Origin of the sequence: Streptomyces sp. NPDC001194, from assembly GCF_042896985.1 — a bacterium.
In the GTDB taxonomy this organism is placed as follows: Bacteria; Actinomycetota; Actinomycetes; order Streptomycetales; family Streptomycetaceae; genus Streptomyces.
On sequence record NZ_JBIAXU010000008.1, the window covers coordinates 192,538 to 208,089 of the forward strand.

Consider the following 15,552-nt stretch of genomic DNA (forward strand, 5'->3'; position numbering starts at 1 on the left):
TGTGGGGAGTTGGAAGACATGGCCCCAGTCGCCATGCGAAGTGTTGCTCAGTCCCTGTCCGAAGCACTGCCGGTCTCGTACTGGCTGGACGACCCCGGCAAGCCCGCGGCGCAGCCGGCGCTGACCTCCGACGAGGCCTGCGACCTGCTCGTCATCGGCGGCGGGTACAGCGGACTGTGGACCGCGCTCATCGCCAAGGAGCGCGATCCCGCCCGGGACGTCGTCCTGATCGAGTCGAAGGAGGCGGGCTGGGCCGCCTCCGGCCGCAACGGCGGCTTCTGCGCGGCCTCCCTCACGCACGGCCTGGCCAACGGCATGGCCCGCTGGCCGGGCGAGCTCGCCAAGCTGGAGGAGATGGGCGCCCGCAACCTCGACGAGATCGAGGCGGCCATCGCCCGCTACGGCATCGACTGCGACTTCGAGCGCACCGGCGAGATCGACGTGGCCACCGAACCGCACCAGGTCGAGGAGTTGCGCGAGCTGTACGAGGAGGCCGGGAAGCTGGGCCTCGCGGGCGGCTCGCGCTGGCTGGACCGCGAGGAGCTGCGCGCCGAGGTCGACTCGCCGACCTTCCTCGCGGGCCTGTGGGACACCGACGGCGTCGCCATGCTCAACCCCGCGAAGCTCGCCTGGGGCCTCAAGGAGGCCTGCCTGTCGCTGGGCGTGCGGATCTACGAGAACACCCGGGGCCTGTCGCTGGCCGCCTCGGGCGCCGGGATGGCCGTACGCACCCCGTACGGGCGGATCTTCGCCCGGCGCGTGGCGCTCGGCACGAACATCTTCCCCTCGCTGGTCAAGCGGATCCGGCCGTTCACGGTCCCGGTCTACGACTACGCGCTGATGACGGAGCCGCTGACCGCGGACCAGCTCAAGGCCATCGGCTGGCAGAACCGCCAGGGCCTGGGCGACAGCGCCAACCAGTTCCACTACTTCCGCATCACCCCGGAGAACCGCATCCTGTGGGGCGGCTACGACGCCATCTACCCCTACCGCGGCAAGCTGGACTCCGAGTACGACCACCGCCCCGAGACGTACCTGAAGCTCGCGCAGCACTTCTTCACCGCGTTCCCGCAGCTGGAGGGCGTCAAGTTCAGCCACGCCTGGGGCGGGGCCATCGACACCTGCTCGCGCTTCTCGGCCTTCTTCGGCACCGCGCACGGGGGCAAGGTCGCCTACGCGGCCGGCTACACCGGGCTCGGGGTCGGTGCCACCCGCTTCGGCGCCGACGTGATGCTGGACCTGCTGGACGGGGCCCGCACCGAGCGGACCGAGCTGGAGATGGTGAAGTCCCGGCCGATGCCGTTCCCGCCCGAGCCCTTCGCCTGGACCGGCATCACCCTCACCAAGTGGTCCCTGGCCAGGGCGGACGCCCGCGGCGGCCGCCGCAACCTGTGGCTGAAGGTCATGGACAGGTTCGGCCTCGGCTTCGACAGCTGACGCCGCCGGACCCCCACCGCCGCCGGGCCCCGACCCCGCCGAGCCCTGACGACCCGCCACGCCCCGGCGCGCGCCGCGTTTCATGCCGTGACCCGCTTCACCACCACGGGGTGGGAAAACCCGCGTCATCGCCCGGCCCGGCCCCGCTCTCTTCCGGTGAGGAACCCTCACCGAGAGAACGGAGGCCGGGCGATGCACGGCTCGGACATCAAGGCCGCGGTGGAATGGCTCGTGTCGGTGGCGCCGGATCCCGACGCCTGCCGGTGGGAGTGGGAGCGCAGCCCCCTCGGGGTCGCCCTGCTGCCCGCCGGCCGGCAGTGGGACGTGCTGATCCTGCCCGGGGAGCTGGGACAGGGCGCCCTCGACGTCCTGACCCGGCTCCCCGGCCGGCCCGGCCCGGTGCTCGCCGACTCCGGCGCCGTGCGGCGCGGCCGCACGACGACACCCCGGCTGGGCTTCTTCGTGCCTCCCGGCACGGCGTCCCGCTGGATCGGCACCGGGGTGCGGGGGGCGGGGCGCGGGACGTGGATCGTGGTGCCGTATCCCGGCCGCGCCACGGGCGGGGTGCGCTGGCTGGTGCCGCCGGACGGCAGCGGGACGCTCACCGATCCGGCGCTGCTGGAGCTCGCGATGCACGAGGCCGCGGCCCGGGCGGCGGGGAAGGAGGGCCGGAAGCCTTGACAAGGGCATTGGTCTGGACCATGTTGGGCGCCGCTGCCGCATCACCGGTGGCCTGGCTCCATCCCCCCATGTTCCGGAGGCAGTTGTGCGCAGACGCATGTCCTTCCTTACCGCGGCCGCCCTCGCGGTGGCCGCCTTCCTCGCCGCGGGCCCGCCGGCCGCGGCGGCCGACGCCGACCTCGCCCGCAACGGCGGCTTCGAAGCCGGACTCGACGGCTGGAGCTGCTCGGGCGCCGGCGGAGCCGTCGTCGCCACCCCCGTCCACGGCGGGAGTTCCGCCCTCAGGGCCACCCCGGCCGGCCAGGACAACGCCCGCTGCTCCCAGACCGTCACCGTCAAACCCGACTCCGCGTACACGCTCACCGCATGGGTGCAGGGGGCGTACGTCTACCTCGGCGCGGCCGGGACCGGCACCACCGACGTGTCCACCTGGACCCAGACCCCGGGCGCCTGGAAGCAGCTGAGCACGACGTTCCGCACGGGCGCGGCCACCACCTCGGTGACGATCTACACGCACGGCTGGTACGGCCAGCCCGCCCACCTCACCGACGACGTCACGCTCGTCGGCCCCGACCCGGGCGGCTCGGGACCGGGCCAGCCCCGGCCCCCGGCCGCCCCCACCGGCCTGACGGCGTCCGGCGCCACCGCGAGCAGTCTGAACCTGTCCTGGTCGGCCGCCGCCGGCGCCACGTCCTACACGCTCTACCGGGACGGCGCCGCGCCCGTGAGCGTCACCGGGACCTCGGCGACGGTCACCGGACTCACCGCGTCCACCTCGTACACCTTCCGGGTCGGCGCGGTGAACGCGGCCGGCGAGTCCGCGAAGAGCGCCCCCGTCTCCGCCTCCACGACGAGCGGCGGCGGCAACCCGGGCAACCCCGGCCTGCCGGCCCACGCCCTGGTCGGCTACCTGCACGCGAGCTTCGCCAACGGCTCCGGCTACGTCCGGATGGCCGACGTGCCCGCCTCCTGGGACGTCATCGACCTCGCCTTCGGCGAACCGACATCGGTGACCTCGGGGGACATCCGCTTCTCGCTCTGCCCCGTGAGCGAATGCCCGAACGCGGAGTCCGCGGCCGAGTTCAAGGCGGCCATCAAGGCCAAGCAGGCGGCCGGCAAGAAGGTCCTCATCTCGATCGGCGGTCAGAACGGCCAGGTCCAGCTCGCCACCACGGCCGCCCGCGACACCTTCGTCTCCTCCGTCGGCAAGATCATCGACGAGTACGGGCTCAACGGACTCGACATCGACTTCGAGGGCCACTCCCTCTCCCTCGCCACGGGCGACACCGACTTCCGCGCACCCACCACCCCGGTGATCGTCAACCTCATCTCGGCCCTGAAGACGCTGAAGGCCAAGTACGGCCCGGACTTCGTCCTGACCATGGCCCCGGAGACCTTCTTCGTCCAGCTGGGCCACCAGTACTACGGATCCGGCCCCTGGGGCGGCCAGGACCCGCGCGCCGGCGCCTACCTCCCGGTCGTCCACGCCCTGCGCGACGACCTCACCCTGCTCCACGTCCAGGACTACAACTCGGGCTCGATCATGGGCCTCGACGGCCAGTACCACTCCATGGGCGGCGCGGACTTCCACATCGCCATGACGGACATGCTGCTCACCGGGTTCCCGGTGGCGGGCGACGCCGCGCGCGTCTTCCCGCCGCTGCGCCCGGACCAGGTGGCGATCGGCCTCCCGGCCACGACGAACGCGGGCAACGGCCACACCTCGCCCGCCGAGGTGACCAGGGCGCTGGACTGCCTGACGAAGAAGACCGGCTGCGGCACCTACCAGACCCACGGCACCTGGCCCGCCCTGCGCGGGCTGATGACCTGGTCGGTCAACTGGGACCGCTTCGGCGCCTGGGAGTTCTCGAAGAACTTCGACGCCTACTTCGGAGGCTAGGCGGAATGTGCCGGAGCCTCGTCGGGCTCCGGCACGACCGCACGGCGCACGGCGTGCGCGACGGCCAGGAGCAGGGGCGTGCACAGGAAGCAGCTGGCCAGGACGTCCAGGGGCCAGTGCCAGCCGCGCAGGATCAGGCCGGTGGCCGTCGCGGCCGTCAGGAGGAGCGCCGCGGCGAGCGGCCAGGGGCGCCGTGCGTACGGGGAGACCAGCAGGGCCGCGCCGATGTACGCGACGGCCGACGTGGCCGTGTGGCCCGAGGGGAAGTAGCCGGCGGCCCACGGCTCCAGGGGGCCGGGGCGGGCGGTCCACTCCTTCAGCGGCACGATCGCGGCCGGGACCAGCGCCATCGCCAGACCCGCCGTCAGGGCCGGTGCCCAGGAGCGCGAACGCCGGACGGAGTACGCCATCGCCAGGACCAGGACCGGTACGGCGACCGGCACGTTCCCCAGGTCGGAGAGGCGCTCGGTGACGGAGTCGGGGAGCGTGCGGACCAGGGCTGCGCTGAGGTGCTCGTCCGGCGTGAGCAGCGGACCCGAGACCAGGACCTGCCAGGTCGTCAGGGCGAGGCCCAGCAGGGAGAGAAGGAGGAGGATGGCCGGCCGTCCCGGAACAGGGGGGGTGGTTCCGGGACGGCCGGCCGGATCGGGTTGCCGGGCGCCCCGGGGGGTTTGGGGCGAACGGCCGTCCGATCGGTGAGGAGTGTGCGCGAACGCAGGCCCAGTGCGGCGCTGGGGAAGCCCGGTACTGGTGTCGCCACCGGTTTCCCGGGAGCGGGGTGTCTCACTCATCTGCAGAAACCGTACGGCAGCGGAAAGGGGACCGACAGCAGGAACGCGCTCCTGCCATCGGCCCCCCACATCTTCTTCACAGCGCCTGCTCGTTACCGGGGGTAGCGGCGGGCTCTCGTGTTCGGAAGGTCGCTCAGACGTCCGTGCCGATGGCCGCGAACGCCGCCTCGATGAGGTCCAGGCCCTCGTTCAGCAGGTCCTCGCCGATGACGATCGGCGGGAGGAAGCGGAGCACGTTGCCGTAGGTGCCGCAGGTGAGGACGAGCAGGCCCTCGGCGTGGCAGGCCTTGGCGAGCGCGCCGGCCGCCTCCGGGAACGGGGTCTTGGAGACCGGGTCCTTGACCAGCTCGATCGCGATCATGGCGCCGCGGCCGCGGATGTCGCCGATGATGTCGTACTTCTCCTGCATGGCCGTCAGACGGGTCTTCATGACGGACTCGATCTTCTTCGCCTTGGCGTTGAGGTCGAGCTCCTTCATGGTCTCGATGGAGCCCAGCGCACCGGCGCAGGCCACCGGGTTGCCGCCGTAGGTGCCGCCCAGGCCGCCCGCGTGCGCGGCGTCCATGATCTCGGCGCGGCCCGTCACGGCGGCGAGCGGCAGACCGCCCGCGATGCCCTTGGCGGTGGTGATCAGGTCGGGGACGATGCCCTCGTCCTCGCACGCGAACCACTGGCCGGTGCGGCAGAAGCCGGACTGGATCTCGTCGGCGACGAAGACGATGCCGTTCTCGTTGGCGAACTTCACGATCTCCGGCAGGAAGCCCTTGGCCGGCTCGATGAAGCCGCCCTCGCCGAGCACGGGCTCGATGATGATCGCGGCGACGTTGTCGGCGCCGATCTGCTTGGTGATCTGGTCGATCGCCTGCGCGGCGGCCTCGGGGCCGCAGTTCTCGGCGCCGGTGGGCCAGCGGTAGCCGTAGGCGACCGGGACGCGGTAGACCTCGGGGGCGAACGGGCCGAAGCCGTTCTTGTACGGCATGTTCTTCGCGGTCAGCGCCATCGTGAGGTTCGTGCGGCCGTGGTAGCCGTGGTCGAAGACGACGACGGCCTGGCGCTTGGTGTACGCACGGGCGATCTTGACGGCGTTCTCGACGGCCTCGGCACCGGAGTTGAACAGCGCCGACTTCTTCGCGTGGTCGCCCGGGGTCAGCTCGGCGAGCGCCTCGCAGACCTCGACGTAGCCCTCGTACGGCGTGACCATGAAGCAGGTGTGCGTGAAGTCCGCGAGCTGCGCGGAGGCGCGGCGCACGACGGCCTCGGCGGAGGCGCCGACCGAGGTCACGGCGATGCCGGAGCCGAAGTCGATCAGGCGGTTGCCGTCGACGTCCTCGATGATGCCGCCGCCCGCGCGGGCCGTGAAGACGGGGAGCACGGAGCCCACGCCGCCGGCGACCGTCTGCAGACGGCGCGCCTGCAGCTCCTGCGACTTCGGGCCGGGGATCGCGGTGACGATCTTGCGCTCCTGCGGAACAGCGGTCATGGAGGGCTCCTGGGGGGTGTTTTCGGACGCACTTGTGTCTTTGTCCGCAGGCTAGGCCCGGGGGAGGGGGTACTGCATGCTCCGTTCGGGAGTGGTGCCCGCGTGTCCTTGTCCGCGACGGCCATAGGAAGGACCCGCCGCCTGTCTTGTGGACGCTGCGGACACAGGGGCCCGTACGGGGCCCACGGGCGCCTGCGGGCAACTACATTGAGCGACGCAGCGCAGGCACGGGCAGGGGGCAGGGGTTTCATGGACACCGACGGCACGTACGGCACGGACGAGAAGCGGCCGCCGCGCGCCGGGCACGTCCCACGCCCCGCGGGCCCGCCGCCGGCCGGGCCGCCGCCCGCGGGCCCGCCGTCGGGCCTCCCGCCGAAGCCCGCCCACGCACCCGCCGGCCCCGGGCCCTCCCTCGCCGACTGGCTGCGCACCCCGCGCAGCTCCGACGGCCCCGGCGTGTGGACGTACGGCCACGTGCCGCGCGCCGCCGAGGAGCCCGAGCGGACCCCGACCCGGCAGCTGATCAGCGGCGCGCTGATCGCCCTGCTGGCCGGGCTGCTGCTGTGGTCCCTGCTGTGGAACGGCTACCTGGGCGGCTTCTGGCTCTGGCCGCTCTACATGTTCACGCCCGACTCCTGGGCCGGGAAGCTGCCTTCGGTGGTGGCCTCGTACATCTGGTACGCCCTGGTCGGCGCAGCCCTGGTCGTCGGCTTCGGGCGGCTCGGCCGCTGGCCCGAGCTGGCCCGCCGGATGCTCCGCAGCCGACCCGTGCGGGCCGTGCAGGCCGCCGTACCGGACCGCCCCGAGGAGGGCGGACCGGACGACCCCGCCGCCTGGCCGCAGCTGCGCGGGGCCGGGCTCGGGGAGCTCGCCGACCGCCTCGGCGCCGAGGCCGGGTCCGGCCGCATGAACGACGTGGACTACGCGCGCATCCGGCGCGCCTGGGAGTCCGTACGGGCCGAACCCTCCCGGGCCGTGGCCTTCGCCGACTCCGTCCGCGACAAGGGCGCGGGCGCCTGCGTCCACCCCTCCGGCGCCCGGGACCTGCCCGTCCGGGCAGCGCGCCACGATCTGCTGGCCCGGCAGGTGCTGCTGGGCACGGTCGACGACAGCCCGCGCAACCCGTACGGCCGCCGCGGCACCCGCCTCGCCCTCGACCCCGCCGTGCTCGGCACCTCGCTGCTCGCCGTCGGCCCCTCCGGTGCGGGCAAGACCCGGCAGCTGGTGCGGCCCGTCGTCGAGTCGCTCGCCCTCCAGGCACTGGCCGGACAGGCCGCCGTCATCGTCGTCGCCGCGGCCGGCGCCCAGCTCGGGCCCGACACCGCGTACGACGTCGTGGTCCGCGTCGGCGACCCCGGGTCCGTCCACGACCTCGACCTCTACGGCGGCACCACCGACGCCGACGAGGCGGCCACCCTGCTCGCCGAGGCCTTCGTCGGAGACGTCCCCGGCATCGAGGTGCGCCGCGCCGCGACGGCCCTCGCCCAGCTGCTCGGCCCGTTCCGCGCCGCGTACGGCCGCTTCCCCGCCGTGCCCGAACTGCGCGAACTGCTCGACCAGGTCCCGGGCGCCCTCGGCGGACTGCGCACCGCCCTCGAAGACGCCGGAGCGCAGGTGATGCTCCGCGAACTCGACGCGCGCGAACGCCAGCACGGGGCCCACGACGACCCGGGACCGGCCCTCGCCGACCGGGTGGCGCTCCTCGACCGGCCCGCCTTCGCCGGTTTCTTCAACGTCGAAGCCGCCGACGCCACCGGGCAGGGCAGGCCCTTCTCCCTCTCGCCCGGCGCCCTGGAGCACCCGCTGCGCGTCCGCGTCGACCTGCCCGAACGCGGCCACGCCGACGCCTCCCGGATCCTGGCCCGGCTGCTGCTCGCGCAGTTCAACGCCTGCGCCGCGGCCCGCGCCGACCGGTCCCTGTTCGCCTTCCTCGCCTTCGACGACGCCTCGCACACCCTGACCCCGCAGACCGTGCGCGGCCTGCAGCGGCTCCGCTCGGCGAACGCGGGCGTCCTGCTCACGCTGCGCACGCTGGACGACGTACCGGAGGCGCTGCGCACCCCGCTGCTCGGGGCGGTGGGCTGCCGGATGGCCTTCTCCGGGGTCACCACCTGGGACGGCAAGCGCTTCGCAGAGGCCTGGGGCACCGAATGGGTGGAGACGCGCGACGTCACCCACCGGACCGTCTTCGCCGACCAGCCGCTGACCCGGGCCATCCACGCCTTCCGCAAGCTGGTCACCGGCAAGGCCGTGACCACGGACGCGGTGACCGTGCGGCAGGTGGAGCGGGAGCGGTGGTCCGCCTCCGAGCTGGCGCACGCCGTACCGCCCGGGTACGCCGTGCTCTCGCTGACCTCGGTCAAGGGGGAGCGGGCGGCTCCCCTGCTGGTGCGGCTGCTCGCGACAGGCTGAGCCGACCCGTACGAGGTGGCAGAATCGAGGGGGGTCGTTCATACGACAAGGCGAAATTCCGGCGCCTCTCCCTTCTCTCGTACCCCTCCCTCCTCTAAGGCCCCTGGAACCCGATGCCGCTCACCCTCGCCTCACTCGTCCAGCACTCGGCGCTCAAGCTCAGCGTCCGGGCGGGGGAGGGCCGCCTCGACACCCCCGTGCGCTGGGCCCACGTCAGCGAGCTCGCCGACCCCGTCCCCTATATGGAGGGCGGCGAGCTGCTCCTGATCACCGCTATGAAGCTGGACGCGGAGGATCCGCAGGAGATGCGCCGGTACGTACGCCGCCTCGCCGCGGCCGGGGTCGTCGGCATCGGCTTCGCCGTCGGCGTGAACTACGAGGCGATCCCCGAGGCCCTGGTCGAAGCCGCGCGGACCGAGGACCTGCCGCTGCTGGAGGTACCGCGCAGGACCCCCTTCCTCGCGATCAGCAAGGCCGTCTCGGCGGCGCTGGCCGCCGACCAGTACCGCGCGGTGACCGCCGGCTTCGAGGCGCAGCGCGAACTGACCCGGGCCGCGCTCTCCGCCGACGGGCCGGCCGAGCTGCTGGCCAGGCTGGCGGCGCACGTGCACGGCTGGGCGGCCCTGTACGACACCTCGGGCGCGGTGGTCGCGGCCGCCCCGGAATGGGCGGCGCGGCGCGCCGCCCGGCTGACCCCCGACGTGGAGCGGCTGCGGGAGCGCCCGGCGCCCGCGAGCGCGGTGGTCGGCGGGTCGGAGGACCGCGTCGAGCTCCAGTCGCTCGGGACGGGCCGGCGGGCCCGCGGCGCGCTCGCCGTCGGCACGGGGGCACCGCTGGGCACGGCCGAGCGGTACGCCGTGCACTCGGCGGTGGCCCTCCTGACCCTGACCACCGAGCGGTCGAGGTCGCTGCACGACGCCGAGTCCCGGCTGGGGGCCGCGGTGCTGCGGATGCTGCTGGACGGCGAGGCCGAGCACGCCCGTGCGGTGGCCGGGGACCTGTACGGGGCGCTGCTGGAGGCGCCCTTCCGGCTGATCGTGGCGGAGCCGGCACTGCAGGGGACCGCGCAGCCGGAGGGGCTGGCGCTGCTGGCCGACGCGGTGGAGTCGGCGGCGGCCCGGGCGGGGGAGGCCCTGCTGGTGGTGCCGGAGCCGGGGCGGCTGGTGGTGCTGGCGGCCGACGGGGGCGCGGCGGTGCAGGCCACCACGGAGCACGCGGACGCGCTGGAGTCGCGGCGCGGGCGGGAGGCGGCCGGTCCGGAGCCGGACGAGCTGGTGATGGGGCTGTCCGCCGCCGCGGTGCCCTCCGAGGTGGCGGCGGCGTTCAGACAGGCCGACCAGGCGCTGGCCGTGGCCCGGCGGCGCGGGCGGCCGATGGTGGAGCACGAGGACCTGGCGGCGGGGTCGGTCCTGCCGCTGCTGGCGGACGAGGCGGTGCGGGCCTTCGCGGACGGCACGCTGCGGGCGCTGCGCGAACACGACGAGAAGGGGCGCGGGGACCTGGTGGCCTCGCTGCGGGCATGGCTGTCGCGGCACGGGCAGTGGGACGCGGCGGCGGCCGATCTCGGGGTGCACCGGCACACGCTGCGCTACCGGATGCGCAGGGTCGAGGAGATCCTCGGCCGCTCCCTCGACGACCCGGACGTCCGCATGGAGCTGTGGCTCGCCCTGAAGGCCACCTCGCCCGCCGCGTAGCCGGGCCGAAAACCGACCCCGCGCGGCGTCAGCCCGCGGCGCGACACTGACAAAGCGGCGCGGCCGGTGCCCGGCATGCTCCACCCCGGCTAAACACCGAAACCCGGACGGAGTCCTACGGTGGAGGGGACAAGGACCCCGCACACACTCGAAGGGCCGGGATTCGCATGACTTCCACCCACGCCTTCTGGCTCGCCGGCCGCCAGGCCACCGGCGAGGACAGCTTCGACGTCCACTCCCCGTGGGACAACCGGCTCGTCGGCACCGTCAGCGTGCCCACCGACGCCCAGGTCGAAGAGGCCGTGGCCGCGGCGTACGCCGTGACGGCCGAGTTCTCCGCGACTCCCGCCCACGTCCGCGCCGCCGCCCTGGACCACGTGTCCAAGCGCCTCGCCGAGCGCACCGAGGAGATCGCCCAGCTGATCTCCGCCGAGAACGGCAAGCCCATCAAGTGGGCCCGCGGTGAGGTCGGCCGTGCGGTGTCCGTGTTCCGTTTCGCCGCCGAAGAGGCCCGCCGCTTCAACGGCGGAGAGGCCCAGCGCCTCGACACCGACGCCGGTGGCGTCGGCCGTCTCGCCCTGACCCGCCGCTTCGTCAAGGGCCCGGTCCTCGGCATCGCGCCGTTCAACTTCCCGCTGAACCTGTGCGCCCACAAGGTGGCCCCCGCCATCGCCGTCGGCGCGCCGATCATCCTGAAGCCGGCCCCGGCCACCCCGCTCTCCGGGCTGATCCTCGGCGAGCTGCTCGCCGAGACCGACCTCCCGGCCGGCTCCTGGTCGGTCCTGCCGGTCGCCAACGACAAGATGCCGGCCCTGGTGAAGGACGAGCGCCTGCCCGTCATCTCCTTCACCGGCTCCGACAAGGTCGGCTACGCCATCCAGCAGTCGGTGCCCCACAAGCACTGCACCCTGGAGCTCGGCGGCAACGCCGCCGCCGTGGTCCTGGACGACTGGTCCTCCGAGGCCGACCTCGACTGGGCCGCGACCCGCATCGCGACCTTCTCGAACTACCAGGCCGGCCAGTCCTGCATCTCCGTGCAGCGCGTGATCGCCGACGCCTCCGTCTACGACCGCCTCGTCGAGAAGGTCGTCGCGAAGGTCCAGGCCCAGGTCACCGGCGACCCGAACGACGACGCCACCGACGTCGGCCCCCTCGTCTCCGAGGACGCCGCCAAGCGCGTCGAGTCCTGGGTCGACGAGGCCGTCTCGGCCGGAGCCAAGCTGCTGACCGGCGGCAAGCGCGAGGGCGCCTCGTACGAGCCCACCGTCATCGCGGACCTGCCCGCCGACACCACCCTCGCCGTCGAGGAGGTCTTCGGGCCGGTGCTGACGCTGACGAAGGTCGAGAACACCGACGAGGCCTTCGCCGCCGTCAACGACTCGAAGTTCGGCCTGCAGACCGGCGTCTTCACCCGGAACATCCAGACCGCGTTCCGCGCCCACCGCGAGCTCGAGGTCGGCGGCGTGATCGTCGGCGACGCGCCGTCCTACCGTGCCGACCAGATGCCGTACGGCGGCGTCAAGCAGTCGGGTGTCGGCCGTGAGGGTGTCCGCTACGCGATGGACGACTACACGTACGAGCGAGTCCTGGTCCTGACCGGCCTCGACATCTGATTCGCGTACGGCCAAAAAGCCGACGGCCGGAGCCCACTGTGCGGGGGCTCCGGCCGTCCCCCTTTTCCCGCGCGCCCGGATTGGGTACGACTCACAGGTAGCACCGGCCAGTAGGCCGGTCCCACCGACTCCGGCGGCGAGGTGAGTCCCCTCATGTCCGCAACACAGCCCAAGGTGACCGAGCGCGAGGCACGGCAGGTCGCGGAAGCAGCCCGGGAACAGGACTGGCGCAAGCCCAGCTTCGCCAAGGAACTCTTCCTGGGGCACTTCCGGCTCGACCTGATCCACCCGCACCCGATGCCCGCGGACGAAGACGTCCGGCGCGGCGAGGCCTTCCTGGCCCGGTTGCGGGCGTTCTGCGAGACCGAGATCGACGGGGCGCGCATCGAGCGCGAGGCGCGGATCCCCGACGAGACCGTGCGCGGGCTCAAGGAGCTCGGCGCCCTCGGCATGAAGATCGACCCCAAGTACGGGGGCCTGGGCCTCACCCAGGTGTACTACAACAAGGCGCTGGCCCTGGTCGGCTCCGTCAGCCCCGCCATCGGGGCCCTGCTCTCCGCGCACCAGTCGATCGGCGTCCCGCAGCCGCTGAAGATGTTCGGCACGCAGGAGCAGAAGGAGACCTACCTGCCGCGCTGCGCGACCACCGCCATCAGCGCCTTCCTGCTCACCGAGCCGGACGTCGGCTCCGACCCGGCGCGGCTGGCCACCACCGCCGTGCCCGACGGCGAGGACGCGTACGTCCTCGACGGGGTGAAGCTCTGGACCACCAACGGGGTCGTAGCGGACCTGCTGGTGGTGATGGCCCGCGTACCGAAGTCGGAGAACCACCGCGGCGGGATCACCGCCTTCGTCGTCGAGGCCGATTCCCCCGGGATCACCGTCGAACACCGCAACGCCTTCATGGGGCTGCGCGGCCTGGAGAACGGCGTCACCCGCTTCCACCGGGTCCGGGTGCCCGCGGCGCAGCGCATCGGCGCCGAGGGCGCCGGGCTGAAGATCGCGCTGACCACGCTGAACACCGGCCGGCTGTCGCTGCCCGCCATGTGCGTCGGCGCCGGGAAGTGGTGCCTGAAGATCGCCCGCGAATGGTCCGCCGTGCGCGAGCAGTGGGGCCGCCCGGTGGCCCGGCACGAGGCCGTCGGCGCCAAGATCTCCTTCATCGCCGCCACCACCTTCGCCCTCGAGGCCGTCGTCGACCTGGCCTCCCAGATGGCCGACGAGGACCGCAACGACATCCGCATCGAGGCCGCCCTCGCCAAGCTCTACGGCAGCGAGATGGCCTGCCTGATGGCCGACGAGCTCGTCCAGATCCGGGGCGGGCGCGGCTTCGAGACCGCCGAGTCGCTGGCCGCCCGCGGAGAACGCGCCGTGCCCGCCGAGCAGATGCTGCGGGACCTGCGGATCAACCGGATCTTCGAGGGCTCCACGGAGATCATGCACCTGCTGATCGCGCGCGAGGCCGTCGACGCCCACCTGTCGGTCGCCGGCGACCTCATCGACCCCGAGAAGGACCTCGGCGACAAGGCCAGGGCCGGAGCCCGCGCCGCCGGGTTCTACGCCCGCTGGCTGCCCAAGCTGGCCACCGGCCCCGGCCACGTCCCCGGCACGTACCGGGCCTTCCACCCGGGCGGCCACCCCGATCTCTCGGTCCACCTGCGCTACGTCGAGCGCAGCGCCCGCAAACTCGCCCGCTCCACCTTCTACGCCATGTCCCGCTGGCAGGGCCGGATGGAGACCAAGCAGGGCTTCCTCGGCCGGATCGTCGACATCGGCGCCGAGCTCTTCGCCATGAGCGCGGCGTGCGTGCGCGCCGAGCACCTGCGGGCCTCCGGGGAACACGGCCGCGAGGCCTACCAGCTGGCCGACGCCTTCTGCCGGCAGTCCCGGATCCGCGTCGAGGAGCTCTTCGGCCGGCTCTGGTCCAACACCGACGACCTGGACCGCAAGGTCGTCGCGGGCGTCCTGTCCGGCACCTACACCTGGCTCGAGGAAGGCGTGCTCGACCCCTCCGGCGACGGCCCCTGGATCGCGGACGCCACTCCCGGCCCGTCGAGTCACAAAAACGTGCACCGTCCCCTCCGCTGACCTGAGAGGATCGACCTCAGGCGCACTGATGTACGGGTGCACGGGCACGGGTGGGCGTACGCCCATCGGCACGAGGGCAAGGCGGACAGCGATGTCGACGGCCGTGGAAGACCGGGGCAGCCGGCGGCTGGCCTGGTGCGTGGCGCACGTCCTGCGCCACGCACCGGACCACATCGCCCTCGACCTGCTGGGCCGGCTCGACGGGCCGACCCGCAAGTACCTGTGCCGCGACGAGTGGCTCCCGGCCTCCGCCGTCACGCTGCTCCTGCGCCACGGCAGCGAGGCGGACCGCCACTTCATAGCCCGCAACCCCCGCGTGGTCGGGCGGCCCCTGCCCGGGCTGCCCGGCCCCGCCCGGTACGCCCGCCGCCGGACGCCGCCCGAACTGCCGCCCCTCCTGCGGGCCGAGCTCGGCCGCGACCCCGCCGAGGGCGCCCTCACCACCGCGGAGCTGACCGGCCTGCTGCGCCGGCACGGCGTGCGCAGGCCCCGCGTCGCCCTCGACGTCCTGCGGCTCCCGTACGCACTCGACCCGGGCGGGCTGGCCGCCGAGCACGCCCGGCAGCCGCTGCCGGCCGGCGCCGTCGAGGCGCTGCTGCTCGCCGCGGAACTCCCCGACGAGACCGTACGGGCGCTGCTCGCCACCCCCGCCGCCGCACCGGACGGGCGCTCCTGGCACCGCCCCGCCGTCCGCGCGGTCCGGATGGGCCGGCTCACCCACGAGGAGCTCGTCGCCCACGTGGCCCCGGCCCGCCGCACGCTGCTCCTCGGCGATCTCCCGCCCGGCCCGGGCCTGCGCTGGAACCTGCCCGAACAGGCGGGGATGCGCACGGCCGTCACCCGCTCCCTGACCCCGCTGGGGGACGATCCCCGGCTCTGGTCCGAACTGCTGCGGCACGCCCCCGGCTTCGCGGGGCCGCTGCCGGAGCTGGTGGCCGCCGTGGTCGCGGGAGGCACGCCCGGACCGCAGGGCCCGGCCGCGCCCGCCGCCGTGGTCCGCGGGACCGGGCCCGACGGGGCCCTCGCGCGCGCCGTACGCCGGCTGGCCCCGACCGCCGCCGAGCCGGTGACCGGGGGAGTGGAGCGGGAACTGGCCCTGGCCAGCCTCGCCGTCCCGATGGAGACCGTCCAGGAGGACGTCCGCTGGGTGCGGGACTGCCTGGACCGGGGCCTGCTCACGGGCGCCGACGTGGTCCGGCACAAACTGCCCGCCTGCTGGGCGCTGGACGAGGACCACTGGCTCGGTGACGTGGACCACCCCGACCGGCACGACCGCCCCGGGGCCGTGCTCGGCGCCCGCGCCGAGGCGGACCGGCTGTTCGCACTGGCCCTCGGCGAGGACCCGGACGCCTGGTGGCGGGTGGCCCGCACCCTCCCCGACTTCGCCGGAACGCTCCCGCACCTGCTGCTGCGGGTCACCGACGGGGACTCCGTGTCCACGCGCCCCTGAGTTGCG

10 protein-coding genes are annotated in these 15,552 nt (G+C 73.8%); 8 read left to right on the top strand and 2 right to left on the bottom strand.

Annotated features, from left to right (window positions below):
- Positions 1-18 precede the first annotated feature (18 nt).
- The 3 genes from ACFY1T_RS19680 (at position 19) to ACFY1T_RS19690 (ending at position 4,018) form a co-directional block, all read left to right on the top strand.
- Positions 19-1,437, top strand: a complete 1,419-nt coding sequence (locus ACFY1T_RS19680) for an NAD(P)/FAD-dependent oxidoreductase (RefSeq protein WP_390789249.1) — start codon at positions 19-21, stop codon at positions 1,435-1,437.
- Between the two features lie 192 nt (positions 1,438-1,629).
- A complete protein-coding gene (locus tag ACFY1T_RS19685) occupies positions 1,630-2,118 on the top strand; it encodes a hypothetical protein (RefSeq protein WP_390789250.1) in 489 nt (162 codons plus the stop codon).
- Between the two features lie 97 nt (positions 2,119-2,215).
- Positions 2,216-4,018, top strand: a complete 1,803-nt coding sequence (locus ACFY1T_RS19690) for a chitinase (protein ID WP_390789251.1) — start codon at positions 2,216-2,218, stop codon at positions 4,016-4,018.
- Here ACFY1T_RS19690 and ACFY1T_RS19695 read toward each other — a convergent pair.
- Together ACFY1T_RS19695 and gabT are read right to left on the bottom strand one after the other, a co-directional pair.
- Positions 4,015-4,809: a phosphatase PAP2 family protein gene (locus tag ACFY1T_RS19695; protein ID WP_390789252.1), complete on the bottom strand. Its 795-nt coding sequence runs from the start codon at positions 4,807-4,809 to the stop codon at positions 4,015-4,017. The two genes, ACFY1T_RS19690 and ACFY1T_RS19695, sit on opposite strands and share 4 nt — an antisense overlap.
- Positions 4,810-4,942: 133 nt before the next feature.
- A complete protein-coding gene (gene gabT / locus ACFY1T_RS19700) occupies positions 4,943-6,289 on the bottom strand; it encodes a 4-aminobutyrate--2-oxoglutarate transaminase (protein WP_030859777.1) in 1,347 nt (448 codons plus the stop codon).
- Between the two features lie 249 nt (positions 6,290-6,538).
- On the opposite strand from gabT, the gene ACFY1T_RS19705 reads away from it, so the two are divergent.
- The 5 genes from ACFY1T_RS19705 to ACFY1T_RS19725 all read left to right on the top strand — a co-directional run bounded on the left by ACFY1T_RS19705 (position 6,539) and on the right by ACFY1T_RS19725 (position 15,546).
- Positions 6,539-8,701: an ATP-binding protein gene (locus ACFY1T_RS19705; RefSeq protein WP_390789253.1), complete on the top strand. Its 2,163-nt coding sequence runs from the start codon at positions 6,539-6,541 to the stop codon at positions 8,699-8,701.
- Positions 8,702-8,814: 113 nt separating this feature from the next.
- Positions 8,815-10,395: a PucR family transcriptional regulator gene (locus ACFY1T_RS19710; RefSeq protein ID WP_390789254.1), complete on the top strand. Its 1,581-nt coding sequence runs from the start codon at positions 8,815-8,817 to the stop codon at positions 10,393-10,395.
- A 167-nt stretch (positions 10,396-10,562) separates the two neighbouring features.
- The gene (locus ACFY1T_RS19715) at positions 10,563-12,008 is read left to right on the top strand and encodes an aldehyde dehydrogenase family protein (protein WP_030859772.1); all 1,446 of its coding nucleotides are present in this window, start codon (positions 10,563-10,565) and stop codon (positions 12,006-12,008) included.
- Between the two features lie 153 nt (positions 12,009-12,161).
- The gene (locus tag ACFY1T_RS19720; protein WP_390789255.1) at positions 12,162-14,096 is read left to right on the top strand and encodes an acyl-CoA dehydrogenase family protein; all 1,935 of its coding nucleotides are present in this window, start codon (positions 12,162-12,164) and stop codon (positions 14,094-14,096) included.
- A 91-nt stretch (positions 14,097-14,187) separates the two neighbouring features.
- Positions 14,188-15,546 (top strand): hypothetical protein, encoded by a 1,359-nt coding sequence (locus tag ACFY1T_RS19725; RefSeq protein ID WP_390789256.1) that lies wholly within the window; start codon positions 14,188-14,190, stop codon positions 15,544-15,546.
- Positions 15,547-15,552: the final 6 nt, after the last annotated feature.